The 23,589-nt window shown below is 69.2% G+C and carries 20 protein-coding genes; 7 read left to right on the plus strand and 13 right to left on the minus strand.

Annotation, left to right across the window (positions count from 1 at the left end; translation table 11 throughout):
* Positions 1-24: 24 nt before the first annotated feature.
* From AOM06_RS10055 to AOM06_RS10065, 3 genes are all read right to left on the minus strand, one after another.
* Positions 25-1,536 carry a SulP family inorganic anion transporter gene (locus AOM06_RS10055; RefSeq protein WP_062305392.1) on the minus strand — a complete coding sequence of 504 codons (1,512 nt, stop codon included), beginning with the start codon at positions 1,534-1,536 and terminating at the stop codon, positions 25-27.
* 271 nt (positions 1,537-1,807) lie between these two features.
* Positions 1,808-3,322, minus strand: a complete 1,515-nt coding sequence (locus tag AOM06_RS10060) for a catalase (protein ID WP_062305395.1) — start codon at positions 3,320-3,322, stop codon at positions 1,808-1,810.
* A gap of 27 nt (positions 3,323-3,349) precedes the next feature.
* Entirely contained in the window at positions 3,350-3,805 is a 456-nt protein-coding gene (locus AOM06_RS10065; protein ID WP_062305398.1) for a Fur family transcriptional regulator, read from the minus strand.
* Between the two features lie 184 nt (positions 3,806-3,989).
* Here AOM06_RS10065 and AOM06_RS10070 point away from each other — a divergent pair, with 184 nt between their 5' ends.
* Positions 3,990-6,491 carry an FAD-dependent oxidoreductase gene (locus tag AOM06_RS10070; RefSeq protein ID WP_062305401.1) on the plus strand — a complete coding sequence of 834 codons (2,502 nt, stop codon included), beginning with the start codon at positions 3,990-3,992 and terminating at the stop codon, positions 6,489-6,491.
* A 59-nt stretch (positions 6,492-6,550) separates the two neighbouring features.
* Here AOM06_RS10070 and AOM06_RS10075 read toward each other — a convergent pair whose 3' ends face one another.
* The 10 genes from AOM06_RS10075 to dnaA form a co-directional block, all read right to left on the minus strand.
* Positions 6,551-6,853, minus strand: a complete 303-nt coding sequence (locus tag AOM06_RS10075) for a hypothetical protein (RefSeq protein WP_062305404.1) — start codon at positions 6,851-6,853, stop codon at positions 6,551-6,553.
* A gap of 63 nt (positions 6,854-6,916) precedes the next feature.
* Complete coding sequence (locus tag AOM06_RS10080) at positions 6,917-7,636, minus strand: hypothetical protein (protein ID WP_062305407.1); 720 nt, start codon at positions 7,634-7,636, stop codon at positions 6,917-6,919.
* 177 nt (positions 7,637-7,813) lie between these two features.
* Positions 7,814-10,414, minus strand: coding sequence for a DNA gyrase subunit A (gene gyrA, locus AOM06_RS10085; RefSeq protein WP_082105521.1), 2,601 nt, complete (start codon positions 10,412-10,414; stop codon positions 7,814-7,816).
* Positions 10,415-10,466: 52 nt separating this feature from the next.
* Positions 10,467-12,530: a DNA topoisomerase (ATP-hydrolyzing) subunit B gene (gene gyrB, locus AOM06_RS10090; protein WP_082105494.1), complete on the minus strand. Its 2,064-nt coding sequence runs from the start codon at positions 12,528-12,530 to the stop codon at positions 10,467-10,469.
* 353 nt (positions 12,531-12,883) lie between these two features.
* Entirely contained in the window at positions 12,884-13,663 is a 780-nt protein-coding gene (locus AOM06_RS10095) for an Rv1352/Rv1906c domain-containing protein (RefSeq protein WP_062305415.1), read from the minus strand.
* Positions 13,664-13,929: 266 nt separating this feature from the next.
* Positions 13,930-14,700 (minus strand): phosphotransferase, encoded by a 771-nt coding sequence (locus tag AOM06_RS10100; protein WP_062305417.1) that lies wholly within the window; start codon positions 14,698-14,700, stop codon positions 13,930-13,932.
* Positions 14,697-15,290, minus strand: a complete 594-nt coding sequence (locus AOM06_RS10105) for a DciA family protein (RefSeq protein ID WP_062305420.1) — start codon at positions 15,288-15,290, stop codon at positions 14,697-14,699. The genes AOM06_RS10100 and AOM06_RS10105 overlap by 4 nt, the downstream gene beginning before the upstream one ends.
* Entirely contained in the window at positions 15,283-16,407 is a 1,125-nt protein-coding gene (recF, locus tag AOM06_RS10110; protein WP_062305423.1) for a DNA replication/repair protein RecF, read from the minus strand. Before recF ends, AOM06_RS10105 begins: the two co-directional genes overlap by 8 nt.
* Positions 16,407-17,534: a DNA polymerase III subunit beta gene (dnaN, locus tag AOM06_RS10115; protein WP_062305425.1), complete on the minus strand. Its 1,128-nt coding sequence runs from the start codon at positions 17,532-17,534 to the stop codon at positions 16,407-16,409. The genes recF and dnaN overlap by 1 nt, the downstream gene beginning before the upstream one ends.
* 1,166 nt (positions 17,535-18,700) lie before the next feature.
* Positions 18,701-20,071, minus strand: a complete 1,371-nt coding sequence (dnaA, locus tag AOM06_RS10120; protein ID WP_082105522.1) for a chromosomal replication initiator protein DnaA — start codon at positions 20,069-20,071, stop codon at positions 18,701-18,703.
* Positions 20,072-20,329: 258 nt separating this feature from the next.
* On the opposite strand from dnaA, the gene rpmH reads away from it, so the two are divergent.
* From rpmH to rsmG, 6 genes are read left to right on the plus strand one after another with little or no spacing between them, the layout of a single operon-like run.
* Complete coding sequence (rpmH, locus tag AOM06_RS10125) at positions 20,330-20,467, plus strand: 50S ribosomal protein L34 (RefSeq protein WP_062305430.1); 138 nt, start codon at positions 20,330-20,332, stop codon at positions 20,465-20,467.
* A 2-nt stretch (positions 20,468-20,469) separates the two neighbouring features.
* Positions 20,470-20,814 carry a ribonuclease P protein component gene (gene rnpA, locus AOM06_RS14535; RefSeq protein ID WP_082105495.1) on the plus strand — a complete coding sequence of 115 codons (345 nt, stop codon included), beginning with the start codon at positions 20,470-20,472 and terminating at the stop codon, positions 20,812-20,814.
* The gene (gene yidD / locus AOM06_RS10130; protein ID WP_062305432.1) at positions 20,811-21,107 is read left to right on the plus strand and encodes a membrane protein insertion efficiency factor YidD; all 297 of its coding nucleotides are present in this window, start codon (positions 20,811-20,813) and stop codon (positions 21,105-21,107) included. Before rnpA ends, yidD begins: the two co-directional genes overlap by 4 nt.
* An 8-nt stretch (positions 21,108-21,115) precedes the next feature.
* Positions 21,116-22,144, plus strand: coding sequence for a membrane protein insertase YidC (yidC, locus tag AOM06_RS10135; protein ID WP_082105496.1), 1,029 nt, complete (start codon positions 21,116-21,118; stop codon positions 22,142-22,144).
* Positions 22,141-22,620: a Jag family protein gene (locus AOM06_RS10140; RefSeq protein WP_062305434.1), complete on the plus strand. Its 480-nt coding sequence runs from the start codon at positions 22,141-22,143 to the stop codon at positions 22,618-22,620. The genes yidC and AOM06_RS10140 overlap by 4 nt, the downstream gene beginning before the upstream one ends.
* Positions 22,621-22,639: 19 nt before the next feature.
* Entirely contained in the window at positions 22,640-23,281 is a 642-nt protein-coding gene (gene rsmG, locus AOM06_RS10145) for a 16S rRNA (guanine(527)-N(7))-methyltransferase RsmG (protein WP_062305437.1), read from the plus strand.
* The last annotated feature ends 308 nt before the right edge of the window (positions 23,282-23,589 follow it).

Below are 23,589 nucleotides of genomic sequence, written 5' to 3' on the forward strand. Positions count from 1 at the left end.
GGCCGTCCGGCATCGTGCTCGCGCCTAGTGCCCCGCACCGAGGTGCCCGGACATGCGGCCGTGGAACTCGCGCGACGCCTCGTTGAGGCCCACGATCTCCACCTCGATGCCGTGCGTCGCGTACTTGTGCTCGATCGCGTCGAGCGCCGCGACGGTCGACGCGTCCCACACGTGCGAGTGCGTCATGTCGATGACCACCTTCTCGGGGTCGCCCGCGTAGTCGAACTGGCTGTAGAGGTCGTTCGAGCTCGCGAAGAACAGCTCGCCGGCCACCGAGTAGCGACGGACCCCCTCCTCGATCGGGCCGCCCGTGACCTCCGCAAGGTGCGCGACGCGGCGCGCGAACAGCACGCTCGCGAGCAGGACGCCTGCCACCACGCCGTAGGCGAGGTTGTGGGTCACCACCACCACGGCGACGGTGAGCAGCATCACCGAGGTCTCCGAGCGCGGCATGCGGCGCAGCGTGGACGGGCGGATCGAGTGCCAGTCGAAGGTGGCCCACGAGACGAACAGCATGACCGCGACCAGCGCCGCCATGGGGATCACCGCGACCACGTCGCCCAGCAGCAGGATGAGGATCAGCAGGAACACGCCCGCGGACAGCGTCGACAGGCGCGTGCGCGCGCCGCCGGCCTTCACGTTGATCATGGTCTGGCCGATCATCGCGCAGCCGCCCATCCCGCCGAACATCCCGGTGATGACGTTGGCCGCGCCCTGGCCCCAGGCCTCGCGCGTCTTGTCGGAGTGGGTGTCGGTGACGTCGTCGACCAGCTTCGCGGTCATGAGCGACTCGAGCAGTCCCACGAGCGCGAGGCCGAGCGCGTAGGGGAGCACGATGCGCAGCGTCTCGAGCGTCCAGGGCACGTCGGGCACGAACAGCCCGGGCAGCCCCTCAGGCAGCGCCCCCTCGTCACCCACCGTCGGCACCGCGATGCCCGCCCACACGGTGACGATGGTGAGCACGATGATCGCGACCAGCGGCGCCGGCACGGCCTTGGTGAGGCGCGGCCACAGGAAGATGATCGCGAGACCCACCGCGACCAGGGCATACACGGTCCACGGCTTGTCCGTCAGATGGGGCAGCTGCGCCATCGCGATGAGGATCGCGAGCGAGTTCACGAACCCGACCATGACCGAGCGGGGGATGAAGCGCATGAGCTTCGCCACGCCCAGCAGCCCGAGCGCCACCTGGATGAGCCCGCCGAGCACCACCGCGAGCACCAGGTAGTCGAGCCCGTGCTCCTTCGCGAGCGGCGCCACCACGAGCGCGACCGCGGCGGTGGCCGCGGAGATCATCGCGGGACGGCCGCCCAGGAACGCGATCGACACGGCCATGGTGAACGAGGCGAACAGGCCCACGCGCGGGTCGACGCCCGCGATGATCGAGAAGGAGATCGCCTCGGGGATGAGCGCGAGCGCGACCATGAGGCCGGAGACGAGCTCGATGCGCAGCGTGCGCGGCTTGAGCGCTGCGCGCCAGGACGATGCGGCGGCGGCCTCGGGCACGCCGGTGGCGGTACGGGCGGCGGTGGGCATGGGGACTCCGTCCGGGCAGGTGCGGGCGCGCGGCGGCACCGCGTGCGAGGAAGGGGAGGCCGGCATCGGCCGCCACCAGGGTACCCGGCGCCCCTCGCGCGGCTCCGCCACACGGATTCGCGGCTCCGCCACACGCCGCTCGGCGTGTCGTCGGCGTGTCGGGTCGATCAAGGCCCGGATCGACCGGTCGGGCCGTCGCCTGTGTGGCGGAGCCGCGGGGCATGACGAAGGCCCGGACCCCGCGAGGGGATCCGGGCCTTCGGGGGACTGCTTAGACCGTCACGGGCTCCACGCCGGTGCCGGGCTCGCCGGCCTCCACGGGCGCCTCGCCCGAGAGGTTCGCGCGGAGCTTGGCGCCGAGGTCGGCGTCGACGTTGGTCCAGTACTGGATCGCACGCTCGCGGATCTCGTCCGACTTCACCGCGCCGACGTGGCCGGTGATCTGCTCGAGGATGTGCGCCTTGCCCGCGTCGTCGAAGACCTCGCGGTACATGGTGCCGGCCTGACCGAAGTCGTCGTCCTCGGCGTGCAGGGTCGCGGCGGCGCGGACCATCTCGCCGTCCGACTCCCAGTTGCCCGCGTCACCGGCACGGGCGGCGTCGGCGTGCGCGCCGCCCTTGCTGTTCGGCGCGTACACGGGGGTGTCGGGCGAGGCGAACGAGTAGCGCATCGCGCCGTCCTTGGCGTACGAGTGACCGTTCGCGTCCGCGGCGTGCGGGGAGTTGACCGGCAGGTCGGCGTGGTTGGTGCCCACGCGGTAGCGGTGCGCGTCCGCGTAGGAGAAGATGCGCGCCATCAGCATCTTGTCGGGCGACGCGCCGATGCCGGGGACGAAGTTCGAGGGGGCGAAGGTCGCCTGCTCGATCTGCGCGAAGTAGTTCTCGGGGTTCTTGTTGAGCTCCATGACGCCCACGGGGATGAGCGGGTAGTCGCCGTGCGGCCACACCTTGGTGAGGTCGAACGGGTTGAAGCGGTAGGTCTTGGCGTCCTCGTAGGGCATGACCTGCACGTAGAGGTCCCAGCGCGGGAAGTCGCCGGCCTCGATGTGCTCGTAGAGGTCGCGGATGTGGATGTCGCCGTCCGAGCCGGCGAGCTGGCCCGCCTCCTCGATGGTGAGACCGTGGACGCCCTGCTGGCTCTTGAAGTGGTACTTCACCCAGAAGCGCTCGCCCTCGGCGTTGATCCACTGGTACGTGTGCGAGCCGTAGCCCTGCATCTCGCGCCACGAGCGGGGGAGGCCGCGCTCACCCATGAGCCACGTGACCTGGTGCGCCGACTCGGGCTGAAGGGTCCAGAAGTCCCACTGCATGTCGTTGTCGCGCAGGTGCGAGCCGGGGAGGCGCTTCTGCGAACGGATGAAGTCGGGGAACTTGATGCCGTCGCGGATGAAGAACACCGGGGTGTTGTTGCCCACGAGGTCGTAGTTGCCCTCGGTCGTGTAGAACTTCAGCGCGAAGCCGCGGGGGTCGCGCCAGGTGTCGGGCGAGCCGTGCTCGCCGGCCACCGACGAGAAGCGCGCGAGCATCTCGGTCTGGACGCCGTCCTGGAAGAGCGCGGCACGCGTGTACTTCGCGATCTCCGGGTTGGTGGTGGTGAACGTGCCGAAGGCGCCGCCGCCCTTGGCGTGCACCACGCGCTCCGGGACCCGCTCACGGTTGAACTGCGCGAGCTTCTCGACCAGGTAGTGGTCGGTCAGCGCGGTGACGCCGTTGTTGCCCACGGTCAGCGAGTGCTGGTCCGAGGCGACGGGGGCGCCGGCGTTGGTGGTCGTGAACTTCTCCGACATGGAGGTCCTCCTAGGAAGTGGTGACGTTCAGGTGGTGACGGGGACGGGGTCCGACGCGGTGACCAGATCGGCCTGGCAGTCCGTGCAGAGGCCCCAGAAGGTGACCTCGGCCTCGCTGAGCACGAAGCCATGGTCGTCGTCCGGGGTCAGGCACGGGGCATGACCGATCACGCAGTCCACATCGGTGATCGCGCCGCAGCGCGTGCACACGAGGTGGTGGTGGTTGTCGCCCACACGGAGCTCGTACCGCGCCGGGTGGTCGCCCGGCTCGATCGAGCGGGTGAGCCCACTGCCGGTGAGATCGCGCAGGACGTTGTAAACGGTCTGGAGGGACACATCGGGCAGCGTCTGCGCCACCTTGGCGTGGATCGCGTCGGCCGAGGCGTGCGGCAGGCCCCTGAGGGCCTCGATGACCGCACGTCGCGGCTCGGTGACGCGCAGGCCTGCCCCACGGAGCAGGTCGGTGGCGTCGCTGAGGTTCATACGGGACAGCATACGGACTTTTTTTGAATGACTCAAATGAAAGTTCCTGTGCCGCACCCACACACCCCCAACGAGCGCGGCCCAGCCCGCGATCCCATGATGGAGGGGTGACCAAGTACCCCCAGGTGTGGATACCCCGGGGGATATCTTGGTGCACAGGATCAAGTACCCCGGGAGGTATGACATGAAGCTGGTCGTCGTCGGCGGAGTCGCCGCAGGAGCATCCACCGCCGCACGGGCGCGGCGTCTCGACGAGTCTGCCGAGATCATCGTCTTCGAGCGCGGCCACCACGTCTCCTTCGCCAACTGCGGTCTGCCGTACCACGTGGGCGAGGTCATCACGGATCGCTCGCGCCTGCTGCTCCAGACCCCCGAGAGCCTGCGCGAGTCGCTCAACCTCGACGTCCGCATCGCCACCGAGATCGTGTCGATCGACCGCGAGGCCAAGACGGTGACCGCGCGCGAGGTCGACAGCGGCCGCGAGTACACCGAGTCGTACGACAAGCTCGCGCTGTGCATGGGCGCCGAGGCTGTCCGGCCGCCCCTGCCCGGCATCGACCACCCCGCCGTCGAGGTGCTTCGCCGCATCGGCGACATGGACCGCATCAAGACGCGCCTCGACTACGCGATCGCCGAGCAGAAGGCCGGCCGGCGCGGCACCGTGACCGCGGTCGTCGTCGGCGCCGGCTACATCGGTCTCGAGATGGCGGAGAACCTCCACCACCGCGGCGTGCGCGTCGACGTGGTCGAGCTGTCCGACCAGATCCTGCCGCCCGTGGACCACGAGATCGCGATCCCGGTCGAGCAGCACCTCCGCATGCGCGGAGTGGGGCTCCACCTCTCGACCGCCGCCGCGGCCTTCCAGCCGCTGGACGATGCGGATGGCCAGGGCCGCGTGAGCGTCGAGCTCAACTCGGGCACCGTCCTCAAGGCCGACCTGGTGATCCTCGCCGCGGGCGTCAAGCCCGCCGTGCAGCTGGTGAAGGACGCCGGGATCGAGCTGGGCGAGCGCGGCGGCATCAAGGTCGACACGCACATGCAGACGTCGGACCCGGACATCTACGCCGCCGGCGACGCGGTCGAGACCCCTCACCCGGTGCTCCCGGGCCAGTACCTCGCGCCGCTCGCGGGCCCCGCGAACCGCCAGGCCCGCGTCGCCGCGGAGAACATCTGCGGCCGCGACACCGAGTACAAGAGCACCCAGGGCACCAGCATCGTCAAGGTCTTCGACATGACCGCGGGCGGCACCGGCGCCACCTCGCGCCAGCTCGACGCCGCGGGCGTCGAGTACCGCGTCGCCCACGTGCACCCGTCGGGCCACGCCGGCTACTACCCCGGCACCGCGATGATGCACATCAAGCTGCTGTTCTCCCCGACCGACGGTCGCGTGCTCGGCGCGCAGGCGTGCGGCTTCGACGGCGTCGACAAGCGGCTCGACCTCTTCGCGATGGCGGTCCGCTCCGGTCTCACGGTCTTCGACCTCGAGGAGCAGGAGCTCGCGTACGCCCCGCCGTTCGGCTCCGCGAAGGACCCCGTGAACATGGCCGGCTTCGTCGCCGCCAACACCATCCGCGGCGACTTCACGCTCTGGTACGCGCAGGAATGGCCGCTCGCGGACGGCGCGCGGCTCGTCGACGTGCGCACCCCCGAGGAGTACGGCATCCACCACCTGCCCGGCGCCGAGTCCGTGCCGCTGGCCACCTTCCGCGAGGCCATCAAGGGCTGGGAGGACAAGGACCAGCCGATCCGCCTGTACTGCGCGGTCGGGTTCCGCTCGTACCTGGCCCACCGCATCCTGGTGCAGAACGGCTTCACGGATGTGGCGACCCTGTCGGGCGGCTCGACCACGTTCGGCCACGTCCACGACAACCCGGCCGACCAGTACTCCGCGCGGCCCCCGATGGAGAACTACGCGGAGAAGGTCTCCGTCGCGTCGGCCGTCGCGGCCGCGACGGGTCAGATGACCGAGCTCGACTGCACGGGCCTCGCGTGCCCCGGCCCGATCATGCGCCTCGCCGACACCATGAAGAAGGCGAACGCCGGCGACGAGGTCCGCGTCACGGTGTCCGACCCGGGCTTCGCGCTCGACGGTCCCGCGTGGGCGTCGAAGAACGGCCACACGCTCGTGTCGCTCGACCCGAAGGGCCCCGGCTTCGTGGGCACCTTCCGCAAGGGCGGCGTGGAGCCCGTCGCGAGCGGGAAGGCGGTCGGGGGCAAGAACAAGACCTCGATGGTGGTCTTCAGCGGCGACCTCGACAAGGTGCTCGCGGCTTTCATCATCGCGAACGGCGCGGTCGCGATGGGCGACGAGGTCTCGATGTTCTTCACCTTCTGGGGCCTCAACGCCCTCCGCAAGGCCGAGCCGCCGAAGCGCGAGAAGAAGATGATGGACAAGATGTTCGGCGCGATGATGCCGCGTGGCGCGGAGAAGCTCACGCTGTCGCAGATGCACATGGCCGGCGCGGGCACCGCGATGATCAAGAACGTCATGAAGCAGAACGACGTGCCGTCGCTGCCCGAGCTCATCAAGTCGGCCCAGGACGGCGGCGCGCGCCTGCTGGGCTGCACGATGACGATGGACCTGCTGGGCATGGCTCAGTCGGACCTGCTCGACGGCGTCGAGCTCGCCGGTGTCGCGACGTTCCTGGGCGAGGCCAACGAGAGCGGCACCACGCTCTTCATCTAGGCCCCCACCAAGCCGACACGCCGCATCGTCCCCTCGAGGGGCGGTGCGGCGTCGTCATGTCACCCGGCGGTGACCGCCGTGTGCGAGGCGGGATTCTCGACCTGCTGCGGCTGGCCGATCCCGAAGATGCTCACGTAGCCGACCGCGCAACCGATCGCCACGAACGAGGCGAGCGTGGTGACGATGCCGACGGCCATCCCGGACCCGCTCCCACGGCGCACCCCGATCACCAGCGACGCGACCGCGAGACCCGCGGCGACGACCGCCACGATGATCCCCGCGAGGGGCGCCCAGAAGAGCACCAGCGCGATGATCGCCGCCACGATCGCTCCGACGCCCAGCCAGAAACCCGCACCCGTCACGCGATCCTCCGTCCACGTCCTGTTCGGAATCTAACAAGCGTGGCGCCGGCCCGCGCGGGCGGGCTACGCCCGGGCGACGCTCAGCGTGGTCGGATCCGGGAACCACACGCGGGCGGATCCGCCCTCGGAGGTGGGCACGATGAAGGCGTCGCCGTCGCGGGCCACACCGCCGAGCGCGTCGTAGTAGTCGGCGAGCTGCGGCTCGGAGAGGAATGCCCCCACCTCCCACTGCGTGTCGGTCTCGGCGGTCGCGAGCGCGGTCGTCGGATCGGCGACGGGCGGGAAGGGGATCTCGAACGATGCGCCGTGCCCGTCGGTCACCGTGAGCGTGTCCGAGCTGAGGATGTAGACGTCGTCGCCCTCGGCGGCGTCGTCGAGCCCGGTCCGAGCGACGCGATACCTCAACCCGTCGACGACCACGGTCCAGTCGTCCTCGACGATCCCACCCGGATAGGCCTGGAGGAGCTCCTCGACCAGCCGCTCCGATCCGTCGCCGTAGCGGAAGACGTACGTGGAGCCGTCGAAGGAGAGGCGCTCGTTGCGGATCTCCGCGGAGAACCCGACGCCCGACCCGTCGAGCGTGCTCGACTGCAGCAGCGGCTGCGTGTCGCGCGCGGCGATCGCCTCCCCCACAGAGGTGGCCGTGATACCGAGCGCGGCGGCGACGACGATGCCCACGCCGATCCCGAGCGCGCGGTGGCGGCGCGCCTCGACCGCGCGCATCACCGCGACGCCGACGAGCGCCGCGACGACCACCGCGCCCGCGTATGCCCAACCCTCCACGATGCCCCCTCGCTCCGCGTGATGATCGGAATCTAGCAGCGGCGACACTGGGCAACCACTGTGACGCGAGGACCTCCCGAGGCCGACCAGGTGCTACCACTTCGGTGGGAGGCGCGCGGGAGCGGACGCACGAGGGGCCGGTCGCGTGCGCCACCGGCCCCTCGGGTACAGCGTTGTCTACTCCCCGGCGGGAGCCTCCGGCGCCTCGGCCTCGGGAGCAGCGACGGACTCGGCCTCGACCGCGCCCTCCTCGGCGTCCTCGCCCTCGAGCGGCTCGTCGCCCTCGAGGTTGCGCTCGACGTTGCGGGCGATGCCGATGATGCGGTCGCCCTTGCCGGGCTTCGCGAAGATCACGCCCATCGAGTTCTTGCCCTTGACGGGGACCTCCGACACGGCGGAGCGGACGACCTTGCCGGACTCCATGATCACGAGCACCTCGTCGGTGTCCTCGACGAGCAGCGCGCCGACCAGGTCGCCGCGCTCCTCGGTGAGGGTCGCGACCTTCACGCCCAGGCCTCCGCGGTGCTTGGCGCTCCACGCGGATGCGCCGGTGCGCTTGGCGTAGCCGTGACGCGTCACCACGAACGAGTACGGGCCCTCGCCCGCCTGGACCTCGTCCTCCGACGCCTCCTCGGCCTCCGCATCGTCCGTCGCGACGGCGGTGCCGGCGAGGATGACGTCCATCGCGAGCAGCTCGTCGTCGCCGCGGAAGCTCATGCCCTTGACGCCCGAGGTGGCGCGGCCCATCGGGCGCAGCTCCTCGTCCTTGGCGTTGAAGCGCAGGGACTGACCCAGGCGCGACACCAGCATGAGGTCGTCCTCGGCGGACACCAGGCGCGCGGAGACGAGCTCGTCGGACTTGAGCTCGCCGTCCTCGGACTCGACCTCGCGCAGGTTGATCGCGATGAGGCCGCCCGTGCGGTTGGAGTCGTACGCCTTGAGCTCGGTTTTCTTCACCAGGCCGCGCTTGGTGGCGAGGACCAGGTAGTCCGCGTCCTCGTAGCTGCGCAGGTCGAGCACCTGGGCGATCTCCTCGCCCGGCTGGAACGCGAGCATATTCGCGACGTGCTGGCCCTTGGAGTCGCGGCCGCCCTCGGGCAGCTCGTACGCCTTGGCGCGGTACACGCGTCCCAGGTTGGTGAAGAACAGCAGCCAGTGGTGCGTGGTGGTGACGAAGAAGTGCTCCACCACATCGTCGTTGCGCAGCGTGGCGCCGCGGACACCCTTGCCGCCTCGCTTCTGCGCGCGGTACTGGTCCGAGCGCGTGCGCTTGACGTAGCCGCCGCGGGTGATGGTGACCACCATCTCCTCCTCGGCGATGAGGTCCTCGATCGAGACCTCGCCGTCGAAGGGGTGGATGACCGTGCGGCGGTCGTCGCCGTACTTGCGCACCACCTCGGCGAGCTCCTCCGAGATGATGGTGCGCTGACGCTGCTCGTTGGCGAGGATGTCGCGCAGGTCCGCGATCTCGACCATGAGGGCGTTGTAGTCGTCGGTGATCTTCTGGCGCTCCAGGGCCGCGAGGCGGCGCAGCTGGAGGTTGAGGATCGCGGTCGCCTGGACCTCGTCGACGTCGAGGAGCTGCATGAGGCCCTCGCGCGCCTCCTCCACCGTGGGGGAGCGGCGGATGAGGGCGATGACCTCGTCGAGCGCGTCGAGCGCCTTGAGGTAGCCCTGCAGGATGTGGGCCTCGCGCTCGGCCTCGCGCAGACGGTACGCGGTGCGACGCTGGATGACCTCGAGCTGGTGCGTGGTCCAGTGGCGGATGAAGCCGTCGAGCGACAGGGTGCGGGGCACGCCGTCGACGATGGCGAGCATGTTCGCGCCGAACGTCTCCTGAAGCTGCGTGTGCTTGTAGAGGTTGTTGAGCACCACCTTGGCCACGGCGTCGCGCTTGAGCACGATCTCGAGGCGCTGACCGGTGCGGCCCGACGTCTGGTCGCGGATGTCCGCGATGCCCGAGACCTTGCCGTCCTTGACGAGCTCCGCGATCTTGATCGCGAGGTTGTCGGGGTTGACCTGGTACGGCAGCTCGGTGATCACCAGGCACATGCGGCCCTGGATCTCCTCGATGTTCACCACCGCGCGCATCGTGATGAGGCCGCGGCCCGTGCGGTACGCGTCCTCGATGCCCTTGCGGCCCAGGATCGTCGCGCCGGTGGGGAAGTCCGGGCCCGGGATGCGGCGGATGAGCTCCTCGAGCAGCTCCTCGCGGCTCGCGTCCGGGTGGTCGAGGTGCCACTGCACGCCGTCCGCGAGCTCGCGGAGGTTGTGCGGCGGGATGTTGGTCGCCATGCCGACCGCGATGCCGGCGGAGCCGTTCGCGAGCAGGTTGGGGAAGCGCGCCGGCAGGATGGTGGGCTCCTGCTCGCGGCCGTCGTAGTTGTCCTCGAACTCGACGGTGTCCTTGTCGATGTCGCGGACCATCTCCATGGCCAGCGGCGCCATCTTGCACTCGGTGTATCGCGAGGCGGCGGCGCCGTCGTTGCCGGCCGAGCCGAAGTTGCCCTGGCCGGCGATCAGCGGGTAGCGCAGCGACCACGGCTGCACCATGCGCACGATCGCGTCGTAGATCGCGGAGTCACCGTGCGGGTGGTACTTGCCCATGACGTCGCCGACCACGCGGGAGCACTTAGAGAAGGCCCGGTCCGGGCGGTAGCCGCCGTCGAACATCGCGTAGAGCACGCGACGATGCACGGGCTTGAGGCCGTCACGCACGTCCGGCAGGGCGCGGCCGACGATGACCGACATCGCATAGTCCAGGTAGGACCGCTGCATCTCGGTGTTGAGGTCGACGGCCTCGATCTTCCCGTGGTCGAACTCGGGGGTCTCAGATGTCAAGGAACCTCACGTCCTTCGCGTTGCGCTGGATGAAGCTGCGGCGGGACTCGACGTCCTCGCCCATGAGCACGGAGAAGATCTCGTCCGCGGCGGCAGCATCGTCCATGGTGACCTGGAGCAGGGTGCGGGTCGCGGGGTCCATGGTGGTGACCCGCAGCTCCTCGTGGTTCATCTCTCCCAGACCCTTGTAGCGCTGGACCCCGTTCTCCTTGGGGATGCGCTTGCCGTTGGCCTGGCCGTCCCTGAGCACGGCGTCGCGCTCACGGTCGGAGTACACGTACTCGTGGTCCGCGTTGGTCCACTTGATCTTGAACAGCGGCGGCTGCGCCAGGTAGACGTAGCCGGCCTCGATCAGCGGGCGCATGTAGCGGAACAGCAGCGTGAGCAGGAGCGTGCGGATGTGCTGGCCGTCGACATCGGCATCGGCCATCAGCACGATCTTGTGATAGCGCGCCTTCTCGATGTCGAAGTCCTCGCCCATGCCGGCGCCGAACGCGGTGATGAGGCCCTGGACCTCCTGGTTCGAGAGGGCACGATCGAGGCGCACACGCTCGACGTTGAGGATCTTGCCGCGGATGGGCATGATCGCCTGGTTGTAGGGCTCGCGGCCAGCCTTGGCGGAGCCGCCGGCAGAGTCGCCCTCGACGATGAAGATCTCGCACTCGGCGGGCTTGCGGCTCTGGCAGTCCGAGAGCTTGCCGGGCATGCCGCCCGACTCCAGCAGGCCCTTGCGTCGGGTGGCCTCGCGCGCCTTGCGGGCGGCGATGCGGGCCTGCGAGGCCTGGATCGCCTTGCGGATGATGTCCTTCGCCTCGTTCGGGTGGGCGTCGAACCAGTCGGTGAGCTGCTCGTTGACCACGCGCTGCACGAAGGTCTTGGCCTCGGTGTTGCCCAGCTTGGTCTTGGTCTGGCCCTCGAACTGCGGCTCGCCCAGCTTGACCGAGATGACGGCGGTGAGGCCCTCGCGGACGTCGTCGCCCGTGAGGTTGTCGTCCTTGTCCTTGAGGATCGCCTTCTCGCGTGCGTACTTGTTCACCAGCGTGGTGAGCGCGGCACGGAAGCCCTCCTCGTGCGTTCCACCCTCGGTGGTCGAGATGGTGTTGGCATAGGTGAAGACGCCCTCGGAGTAGGCGGACGTCCACTGCATCGCCATCTCGAGCGAGATCTTCTTCTCGGTGTCCTCGGACTCGAGCGAGATGACCTCGGGGTGCACCAGCTCGGCCTTCTTGGCGGCGTTGAGGTGGGCGACGTAGTCGACCAGGCCGCCGTCGTACTTGTACGTCACCGTGCGGGACGTCGGCTGCTCCTCGGCCTCCGCATCGTCCTCGGCCGCGATGTGCTCGGGGCGCTCGTCGGTGAGCGTGATGCTGAGGCCCTTGTTGAGGAAGGCCATCTGCTGGAAGCGGGCGCGGAGCGTCTCGTAGTCGTAGTCGGTGGTCTCGAAGATCAACGGGTCCGCGTAGAACGTCTGCTGCGTACCCGTCTCCTCGGTGGCCTCACCCTGGACGAGCGTGCCCTGGGGCTTGCCGCCCTCGGCGAAGCTCTGACGCCAGACATGACCCTGGCGCTTGACCTCGGTCTCGACCTTGTAGGAGAGGGCGTTCACCACGGAGATGCCGACGCCGTGCAGACCGCCGGAGACGGCGTAGCCGCCCCCGCCGAACTTGCCGCCGGCGTGAAGGATGGTCATGACCACCTCGACGGTGGGCTTGCCCTCCGTCGGGTGCATGTCCACGGGGATGCCGCGCCCGTTGTCGGTCACCTTGACGCCGCCATCGGCCTGCAGCGTCACCGTGATGGTGTCGCAGTAGCCGGCCAGAGCCTCGTCGACAGAGTTGTCGACGACCTCGTAGACCAGGTGGTGGAGACCTCGCTCGCCCGTGGACCCGATGTACATGCCGGGACGCTTACGGACGGCTTCGAGGCCCTCCAGGACGGTGATGTTCTCGGCGCCGTAGGCAGGCTCGTTCGCCCGCTCTTCGCTATTCGCCACAGATTCGCCTTTCACGCCGTCGACGGGACCTGGTACAAGTCCCGTCGTATCTCCAGCCATTCTAGTGGCTCTGAGGGGCGAATTCGCGCGTTTGAGGGGCGATTGGGGACAAGTCGACGGCCCGCCGAAACGGGGAGCGCGGGAGGCGCACCCTCCCTGCGGCCCTCAGGCGGTCTCGCAGGCCGGGCGCTCCCGCGCCCCGTCGGCACTCGGATGGGGCGCGAGCGGGAGAGGAGTCCCGCGCGCCCCATCCGTCGCACCGGCGAGCAGCGGCGCCCATGAGGCGCTTGCGACACAACGTGCAATTAACACGGTACGCCACGCGGGAGGCGCTCCCTCAGACCTCGGTCCCGGGAGACGCGTCGGGGCCGCGGATCGATCATGATCCGCGGCCCCGACGGGACAGGCTGGTGTCAGCCGACCTTCTCGATGTCGACCAGGCCCTGGAAGCTCACCACGGAGCCGTCCTTGGCGACGACGTCGAAGATGACGTTGCCGGAGTCGCCCGTGTTGAGGTCGATGATGTCGTTCTTGGCGCTGTACTGCGAGATCATGCCGACGGCGATGAGCTGCTCCTCGTCGACGGTGCCACGGTAGCGGCCGGCCTCGATCTCGGTGCCGACCAGGTAGTAGCTGTTCTCGAGCTCGTCGACCATGGAGAGGTTGGCGTCGGCGGTCGTCGTGATGTCCTCGCAACCCGAGAACGAGACGATCGAGTCGGTCGCGTCCTTGATGGTCATGATGACGTGGCCCTCGGTGGTCGAGGCGATGTCGATGATGTCGCCGTCGGTGCCCTCCTGGGTGATCATGCAGACCTCGAACAGGCCGGCCTCGACGCCGGCGCGGTACTGGCCGGGCTCGATGTCGGTGCCGACGATGTAGTCGCCGTTCGCGAAGGCGGGCTCGGCCTCCTCCTCGACGACCTCCTCGGTCGGGGTCTCCTCGGGCGCCTCGGCCTCCTCGGTGGCGTCGGCGTCGGCCGACACCTCCTCCGTGGCCTCGACGGTGGCGTCCACGGCGACCTCGGTGCCCTCGGCCTCGACGGTGTCGGTGTCCTCGCCGCCGCCCATGTTCGCCGCGGCGGCGATCACGATCACGGCGCCCACGCCGGTCAGCACCTTGTGGCGCATGAACCAGTTCTGCTTCTTCTCGGGGGCCTCGGGGATGGGGGCGGGTGCCGGCTGCTCGGTCATGTTGCTTCTCCTTGGCGCGCTGCCGCGCCTGTCGCTGGACGTTCGGGGCACACAGCGTCCTTCTCATCGGGGGACGCGAACACCGCGCACGGCGGACGCGAACCCGCGGCCGTTAATTCGACACGGAATGCTGATATATGTGCGGCAGCAATCGTAGGCACGCCCACCGACACCTCCGGGCGGTTTCGGACGTGAGAAGGCCCACAGGTCACGACTCGGCAAAAGCCCTCACCATCGCGGCGCTCCGGACGACGGCCGCGCGTGCCTCAGGCCGCCCAGCGCTCCAGGATCGCCTCACGTTCGGCGCCCGGCGGGTTCTCATCGAGCCGCGCCGCGGCGATCACCCTGTCCCACCCCCGCGACTCGTCCACCAGCCCCGGTGCGAGCTCCTCGGTCCGCTCGATGAAGGCGTCGAGCACGTGCCCAAGCTCCTCGCGTGACTCGGGCGCGGAGAACACCGCATGCGCGAGCAGCGTCCGGGTGCGTGCGACGTCTGCCGCCGCGGGCGCCGCCATCGCGTTGTTCCAGTCGATGATCACCGGTCCGTCGGCCCACAGCACGTTGAGGTGGTGCAGGTCCATGTGGCACAGGACGCGCGGGTCCGCGGCGGAGAGCGCGTCGAGCCCAGCGAGCGCCTCCTCGCGCATCGTGCCTGGCATGTCGGCCTCTCGGACCTGGAAGCCGAGGAACTCCTCGGGGAGGATCAGCGCGGGCGCGGGCACCGCACGGATGCGGTGCTGCAGCTCGGCGAGCACCGTCCCCACCCCACGCGGCCCGATGATCTCCCCCTGCTCGGCGAGCGACCGGCCCTCGACATGCGCGAAGGTGAGCGTCGGCGGGTCTGCGTCAGGCGCGGCGTCCAGGATCGCCGGCACGGGGAGCCCGGCGTCCATCGCGACGCGAGAACCCGCGGCCTCGAGATGAGCGACGATGCTCGGGATGCCCGGGTTGAAGGTCTTCACCACGGCCCCGGGCGTACCGCGGCGCACCACGGCCGTCGCGCCTCGGGCGATCTCCTCGCCCTCGACCCAGGTCATCCGTACGTGTCCCGCGGCCCGCGACCCTTGACCGAACGCGGACCCTTGGTCCAGGAGCGCGCCGTGGGCCCGAGCACCTTGAGCTCGGTGACGATCTCACGCCCGAACTCCTCGTTGATCCGGTGACGGATCTGCCCCGACATGATCTGCAGCTGGGTCGCCCATGCGGTCGACGTCGCCTTCACCGTCAGCACACCCTCGTCGAAGCCGAGCGGCTCGCAGTTGTCCGCGATGCGGTCGCCGATCACCTCGCGCCACCTCGCGGTCACCGACGAGACCTCGATCTGCTCGGTCCACCCCATCCGGCGCAGCAGCGCCGCGACCGCGTCGCTCATGGACGCGGGATCGCGCCCGGTTCCGTACGGCACCGTGTCGCGCCGGGCCTGCTCGCGCTGCTTGCGGCCCTGGCGGGGAGTGGTGCGGGTCGCTCCGCGCATGCGCGCCGAGGCCCGCGCGCGCTCCAGGGCCTCGCGAGCGAGGCGCGCCGCATCGGCGGGAACCAGGGGCTCCGCCTGTCCGTGCTCATCCTTCTCACCGGGCGAGACGGCGGGCGGCTCCCCGACCGCATCGTCCTGCGGTGCGTCACTCATCGCCCACCCGGCCCTTCGTCACCGGGATCGTGCGGCCCTCGAGCACCGCAGGGACGTCCTCGGCGACCGCCGCCGTGATCAGCACCTGGCTGGCCCGCTCGAGCCGAGCGGCCAGCGCCGCGCGGCGCCCGGCGTCGAGCTCGGCGAAGACGTCGTCGAGGATGAGCACGGGCTCGCCGTCGTCGCCCGCATCGGGTCCGGTGTCCGATGTCAGCATGTCGTAGGTGCCGATGCGCAGCGCGAGAGCGCACGACCACGACTCCCCGTGGCTCGCGTAGCCCTTCGCGGGCATGCCCGCGAGACGGATGTCCAGATCGTCCCGTTGCGGTCCCGCAAGCGTGACGCCACGCTCGAGCTCCTTGGGCCGGACCTCGCGAAGCCTTTCCAACAGCAGCGCCGACAAGGCCGATGCCTCTTCCGGCATCTCCTCTGCCAGGGACGATGCGTATGCGATCGCGCAGTCGCCGCCGTCCGGGGCGACGTCCTGGTAGGCCGCCCACACGAAGGGCGCGAGCGTCCTCACCGCACGCAGGCGCGCGGCAACGATGCGGCCGCCCAGCTCCGCGAGCTTCTCGTCCCAGATGTCGAGCATGGTGAGATCTCCACGCGCGTGGCGCGAGGTCTTGAGCATCGAGGTGCGCTGGCGGAGCACCCGTTCATAGTCGCTCAGGTCGCCGGCCAAGGCCGGCTGCAGCGCGACGCAGAGCTCGTCCATGAACGCGCGACGTCCCGCCGGATCGCCCTTGACGAGCGCAAGGTCCTCCGGCGCGAACAGCACGGTGCGCAGGATGCCCAGCAGATCGCGAGGTCGCGCCGCGCCCCTGTTGAGGCGCGCCGTGTTCGCGCGACCCGCGTTGAGGGTGACCTCGAGCCCGAGCGAGCGCCCCGCCTTCTCCACCTTGGCGCGCACGATCGCCCGCTCGGCGCCGAAACGGATGAGCGGAGCATCCGACGCGACGCGGTGCGAGCCGAGAACCGACAGGTACCTGACCGCCTCGACGAGGTTGGTCTTGCCCTGCCCGTTGCGTCCCACGAAGGTGGTGACTCCCGGACCCAGCTCGACGTCTGCCTGCGTGTACGAGCGGAAGTCGGCGAGCTGGACGTGGGTGACGCGCACTACGAGGCGATACGGATGGGCACCAGGAGGTAGCGGAAGTCCGCCGAGACCTCGCCGCCCGGCTCCGACAGGCCCACGAACTCGACCGGCTTGGTCTCCTGCGTGAAGCCCAGCTGCACGAAGTCCGTGCCGAGCGCCGACAACCCGTCCAGCAGGTACTGGGGGTTGAAGGCGACGGTGATCGGGTCGCCGTGGAGGTGGGCGGTGAGCGCCTCCGATGCCTGCGCATCGTCGCTCTGGCCGGCGTCGAGCGTGACCTCGCCCTCGGCGAAGGCCAGTCGCACCGACGAGTTGCGCTCGGCGACGAGCGCGACGCGACGCGTCGCGTCGATGAGGTCCTGCGTCCGCACGGTCGCCGTGATGGGGCTCGACTCGGGGAACAGCCGGCGCACCTGGGGGTAGTCGCCGTCCATGAGGAGCGAGGTGGTGACCAGCCCGCCCGCCTCGAAGCCGATGAGGTCCATGCCCTGGCCGGAGCTGAGCGCGACGGTGACTTCGCCCGCTCCCAGGGACTTCGCGGTGTCGCCGAGCGTCTTCGCTCGCACCAGCGCGACGGCGCTGATGTCGGTCTTCGACGGCGTCCACTCGAGCTCTCGCAGCGCGAGACGGTAGCGGTCGGTCGCGAGCAGGGAGATGTGCGAGCCCTCGATCTCGACGCGGACGCCGGTGAGGATCGGGAGGGTCTCGTCACGCGACGCCGCGGAGGTGACCTGGGCGACGGCCTGCTGCAGGGTCGCACCGTCGATGGTGCCGGAGTGCTCGGGGAGCTCGGGCAGCGACGGGTACTGGTCGACCGGCATCGTGGCGAGCGTGAAACGAGAGGCGCCGCAGGTCACGGATACCTTGGTGCCCTCGAGCGACAGCTGCACCGGCTTGTGCGGAAGCGCGTTCGCGATCTCACGGAGGAGCCGGCCGCTCACGAGCACCTCACCGGGCTGCTCGACATCGGCGGGGAACTCGCCGCGCGCCGAGACCTCGTAGTCGAAGCTGGCGAGACGGACCAGGCCCTCCGCATCGGCGGTGATCCTGACGCCCGCAAGAACGGGAACGGGCGGACGCGCCGGGACGGCGCGCGACGTCCATGCGACGGCGTCTGCCAGAACGTCGCGCTCGACGGTGAACTTCATGCTTGCTCCTCTGATTCTGACCACAGACTATGCCACGGGTCCGACGATGCAGGTAGGCGTTTCGAGGCGTCGCCGGGCCCCGAGCGCGCGGGCCCTGATGAAGGCCATGTGGACAATCACAAGAAGGTGGTCTCATGGTCGTATTAGGCACCGTGGATTCTGTGGAGTTCGTGCGTCTGCGCTGGAAATCACAAGAATCTGGTTGTGAGCGGCCTGAGGGCGAATACCGCCGGAGCTGGGGATGACCCGGGGAAGGGCGTCGAGGCGGCCTCAGAATTCTTGTGATTCTTCACAGGTCGTCCCCTGTGGACTCAGCACGCCATCCACGGGTCTCCACAGAGTTTTCCACATTTGTGAGGGAAACGGCCCTGTGCGGGCCCTCAAGGCGCCTCCAGGGCGCGTGGGACCGGCCTCACCCGGGATCATCGCCCCTCGTCTGCTCGGCCGGCGACGCAATCCGGGCGACGGTTCGCACCGTCCCCCACCTCTCCCGAGGCGGGCTCGTGCGGGAGAATCGTTCCTGACGAACGATTTCGGGCAGTTCAGAGCCCGTGGGCGTGTCGGGGCGCCGGAAGGCCTCGAATCGTTCGTCAGGACAGCTCAGGACGGCCGCAGTCGGGAGTCGCGTTCGCGGGGCCTGCCCGACGCGGATGCCGGCCGCTCCCGTCCTCGCGCGTCCTGACGAACGATTCGACCCCTCGGCGCGAGGAGGAGGCGCATCGGTCGCGTGGAGCCCCGAATCGTTGTCCAGGACGGCTTCTGACGGAACGGCCGCGGGCAAGGGCTGCGGGAGGCGCCGCCCCAGCTGGATGCGCAGCCCGAGAATCCTGGCGCCCGCTGAAGGCCCGGGTGAGGACGCCGTTCAGCCACGAGGACGCGCGCCACGGGAGAACGGCGCCTGACGAACGATTCCGGCCTCTCCAGGGCAAGGGGGGCGTACGACGGCCGGGGAAGGGCATATTCGTGTCTCAGGCGCCGTCGAGACGGACGGACGACGAGCCGGGCCGTGGGCACGGCCGGCACCGCTGGAGCCTCCGCGGGCGGCCGCGCCCACGGGAGCGGCTCCTGACGAAGGAATCGGGGGTGTTCTGCGCTGAGAGCGTGCCCGGGCGCGCCGAGGCCCCCGAATCGTTCGTCAGGAACGATCGAGGGCGGGGCAGGGGTGGCTACGCGCGCGACTGCTTGATGCGCGCGTGGATCTCGTTCACCTGGTTGTACATCTGCCGGCGCTGCGCGATCTGGTCCTCGACCTTCTTGACCGCGTACATGACCGTCGTGTGGTCCTTGCCGCCGAAGTGCTCGCCGATCTTCGGAAGGGAGAGGTCGGTGAGCTGACGGCAGAGGTACATGGCGATCTGGCGCGCCGTCACGAACACACGCGACCGGCTGGTGCCCGTGAGCTCCTCGAGCGAGATGCCGAAGTACTCGGCGGTCTTGCCGATGATCGCTGCGGCCGTGATCTCCGAGTCGTCGTCGGAGATGAGGTCCTTGAGGACCACCTGGGCGAGAGACAGGTCCACCGGCTGGCGGTTGAGCGCCGCGAAGGCCGTGACACGGATGAGCGCGCCCTCGAGCTCGCGGATGTTGCTCGTGATGTTCGACGCGATGTACTCCAGCACGTCCGACGGCGCCTGGACCGCATCGGCCGCGGCCTTCTTGCGAAGGATCGCGACGCGGGTCTCGAGGTCCGGCGGCTGGACGTCTGTCATGAGGCCCCACTCGAAGCGGGTCCGCATGCGCTCCTCGATGCCGTCGAGGTAGCGAGGGCTCACATCCGAGGTGATGACCACATGCTTGCCCGCGTTGTGCAGCGCGTTGAAGGTGTGGAAGAACTCCTCGAGCGTCTGCTCCTTGCCCTGAAGGAACTGGATGTCGTCGATGAGGAGGACGTCCACCTCACGGTAGGTGCGCTTGAAGCTCAGGGAACGATCGTCACGGATCGAGTTGATGAAGTCGTTGGTGAACTCCTCCGAGTTCACGTACCGCACCCGCGTCTGGGGCTTGAGATGGCGCGTGTAGTGCCCGATCGCGTGGAGAAGGTGCGTCTTGCCCAGGCCCGAGCCGCCGTAGATGAACAGCGGGTTGTACGTCTTGCCAGGGGATTCGGCGACCGCGAGGGCGGCGGCGTGGGCGAATCGGTTGGAGGGGCCGATGACGAAGGTGTCGAAGGTGTACCGGGGGTTGAGATGCGGGTCCTCGACCACGAGCGGCGCCGGCGGCTCGGGCCGGCGGACCGGAGGCCGGGGCGCCTCGTCGCCGGTGGCGTCGCCGACGGCGGGCTCGGGCGGCGTGACCGACGAGTCGACCGTGACCGCGATGCGGACGTCGCGGCCGAGCACCTCGCTCAACGCCTCCGTGACCGGGCCGCGCAGCGTGGTCTCCACGTAGTTCTTGGTGAAGTCCTCGGCGACGGCGAGGAACACGTTGTCCTCGACCACTGCCAGGGGCTTCACGAGTCGAAGGAATGATCGCGCCTGGCCGCCGAGCGAACCGTCCTCCGAGAGGAAGTCGAGTGCTCCGCGCCAGATGGCGTCGATTGATTCAGGGGCAGGCTCTGCCGCCACTGGCGTCACCCCCAAGGTGTTTCCACAGGTTTGCTCACAGTCGGTGCATGGCCCGTCACCTGCGCGTTACCGCGTGTTAGCGTGTCGCTCACATGGTGCGTGGCCGTGATGGTGGAGCCTATCCTGTTCGGGTGGCGGGTCCCAAGGGCGCGCCGCGATTTGACCCTAGCCGTGGATCACGCGTAACGTAAGTGCGCTGATTTGACCATGCCCTGAAACTTGGAGTTACCCGTGAGCAAGCGGACTTTCCAGCCGAACAACCGCAAGCGCGCTAAGACGCACGGCTTCCGTCTGCGCATGCGCACCCGTGCCGGTCGCGCGATCCTGGCGACGCGTCGCCGCAAGGGCCGCGGCAAGCTCTCGGCCTAAGGTTGCTGCCGGCCGACGCGCGACTGCGATCGTCCGCGGAGTTCCGCTCCGCGATGCGATCGGGGATCCGCAGCGGCCGGCGCACCGTCGTGGTGCACGTGGCGCTGACCGGCGATGCTCGACGCATGGCCGGTTTCGCTGTTTCTAAGGCCGTAGGAGGTGCGGTGACCCGCAATCGCGTCAAGCGACGCCTTCGCGCGGTCATGCAGTCGCGTCTCTCGACGCTTCCCGAAGGCACCTCGGTGGTCCTTCGCGCGTTGCCGCCTGCCGCCGAGGCGTCCTTCGCGACCCTCGAGACGGACGTTGACGGCGCCTTGCGACACGCGATGTCAAAGGCAGGACGATGAGCATCGCGGGCAAAGCGCTGACCGGGGCGATCCGTGGCTACCAGCTCGCGATCTCTCCGTTGACCGGCCCGCGCTGCAAGTACCACCCGACGTGCTCGCACTTCGCGATCGAGGCGATCCAGGTCCACGGTGCCGTCGTCGGCACCGGACTCGCCGGATGGCGCCTGCTGCGATGCAACCCCTGGAGCCACGGCGGCGTCGACGACGTGCCGGCCAAGGGCGAACGACTCTTCCGGATGACGCGCAATAATGCCGCGATGCTGCCGGACCCGACCCCTGCACGCCCGATCTAAGGACAACAGTGGACACTCTGCTCTTCCCGCTCGAGTGGGTCGTCGCCAATGTGATGGTGATCTGGCACTGGATCTGGTCGGCCATCGGCCTCGATCCCGCCGCCGGCATCACCTGGGCGCTCTCGATCGTCGGCCTGGTCATCACCATCCGCGCCGCCCTCATCCCGCTCTTCGTCAAGCAGATCAACGCGTCCCGCGCGATGCAGGTGATCGCGCCCGATCTCAAGAAGATCCAGGACAAGTACAAGGGCAAGAAGGACCAGGCGTCCCGTGAGGCCATGAGCCGCGAGACCATGGAGCTGTACTCCAAGCACAAGACGAACCCGTTCGCCTCGTGCCTCCCGATGCTGATCCAGGCACCGATCTTCTTCGCGCTGTTCCGCGTGCTCAACGGGCTCGAGGGCAACGCCACGCCCGGTGCACCCACGGAGGGCATCGGCATGCTTTCCGACACCCTCATGGAGCAGGCGCAGAGCGCCACGCTGTTCGGCGCCCAGCTGTCGGAGACGTTCCTTCGAGGCGCGAGCGTCGAGGGCAAGATCCTCTCTGCCGTCCTCATCGTCGCGATGGTCGCGACCACCTTCCTGACGCAGCACCAGCTCACGCGACGGAACCTGCCGGCGTCGGCCCTCGAGGGCCCGATGGCTCAGCAGCAGAAGATCCTCATGTACGTGCTGCCGTTCATCTTCGTGATCTCGGGACCGAACTTCCCGGTCGGTGTCCTCATCTACTGGACCACCACCAACGTGTGGACCTTCGGGCAGCAGTGGTACGTCATCCGGAACAACCCGACGCCGGGGTCGGACGCGTACCGCGCCTACCAGGAGCGCATGGCGGCGAAGGCCGCGAAGAAGGCCGCGCACGGCGGTGCCGAGGCAGGCACCGAGGTGATCGAGGCCGAGGCTGCCGAGGAGACCGGCCCCAAGCGGTCCGGCCAGCGTCAGCAGCCCAAGCGCAAGAACCGTGGCGGAGCCAAGCCTCAGCAGCTCCCCGCCGCCGACGACCTCCCCGCCACCGATGACAAGGACCCGTCATGACCGACAACATCAAGAAGCTCGACGCCGAGGGCGACGTCGCAGCGGACTTCCTCGAGGAGCTGCTCGACATCCTCGACATGGACGGTGACATCGACATTTCCGTCGAGGCCGGTCGCGCCAAGGTCGCGATCGTCGCGGACGGCCCGAGCCAGGACCTCAAGCGCCTGGTCGGCCCTGAGGGCGAGGTGCTCGAGGCGCTCCAGGACCTCACGCGCCTCGCGGTCCAGTCCGAAACGGGTGAGGTGAGCCGTCTCATGCTCGACATCGCCGACTTCCGTGCCGGCCGTCGCGAGCGTCTTGCCGAGCAGGCACGCGAGGCTGTCGCTCAGGTACGCGAGTCCGGGGCACGGGTCGCCCTGCCCGCGATGAACGCGTTCGAGCGCAAGGTGGTGCACGACGTGGTGCTCGAGGCGGGCCTGTCCTCCGAGTCGGAGGGGGAGGACCCCCAGCGTTACGTCGTCGTGCTTCCCGCCTGACGTTTCACGTGAAACAGCGATGACGGAGCAGAGCCTGCGGGATGACCCGCTGCACGGTAGCGACGCGGTGCGCGAGTACTTCGGCGACGTCTACCCGCGCGTCCTCGCCTTCGCGGAGATGCTCGCGGAACAGGGTGTCGAGCGAGGCCTCATCGGCCCTCGCGAGGTGACCCGCCTGTGGGAGCGGCACATCCTCAACTCCGCGGCCCTCATGCCGTTCATCGGCGAGGGAAGGGTGGCGGACGTCGGCTCCGGCGCCGGGCTTCCTGGGCTGGTGCTGGCGGCGATGGATCCGGATCGCGACTACGTCCTTGTCGAGCCGATGGAGCGCCGGACGCAGTGGCTGCTCGAGGCCGCGCGGGAGTGCGGGATCAGCAACGTGTCCGTGGTGCGAGGCCGTGCCGAGGAGGTCACCGAGTCCGTTGAGGTCGAGGTCGTGACTGCCCGCGCCGTCGCGGCGATCGACAAGCTCGTGAAGTGGTGCAGCCCGCTGCTCACCCCGGATGGGCGCATGGTCCTGCTCAAGGGTCGCAGTGCGTCGGACGAGCTCGAGCGAGCCAAGTACACCCTGCGGAAGCAGCGCTTCGTGGGCGAGGTCCATCGCGCCGGGACCGTGCCCGGCGTCGAGGCGACCACCGTGGTGGTGCTGACCCGCGCATGATCTCCACAGGACGTCTCCACAGCGATATGCACAGCGATTCGTACGGGAATCGGCCCGTCCTGGGGCGTTTCTCCACAGGTTCACGGCGGCGCTGTCAGACGTCGCAGGCAGGCTTGTGACGGCAACGAGGGCTTGCGAGCGGCACCTGCCGCTGGGGTAGAGTCGGAGACTCTGGCGCCATCGCGACGCGTCGGGACAGGGTCCCTCACACGAGGGACCGCGCCTTGTTTCACGTGAAACGATGACGACGGGGTCCGGCGTGAAGATCGGCTTGAGGAAGGGAACTGGGTGTCCAGCGACAAGACACA

This window comes from Demequina subtropica (assembly GCF_000971235.1).
Taxonomy (GTDB): domain Bacteria; phylum Actinomycetota; class Actinomycetes; order Actinomycetales; family Demequinaceae; genus Demequina; species Demequina subtropica.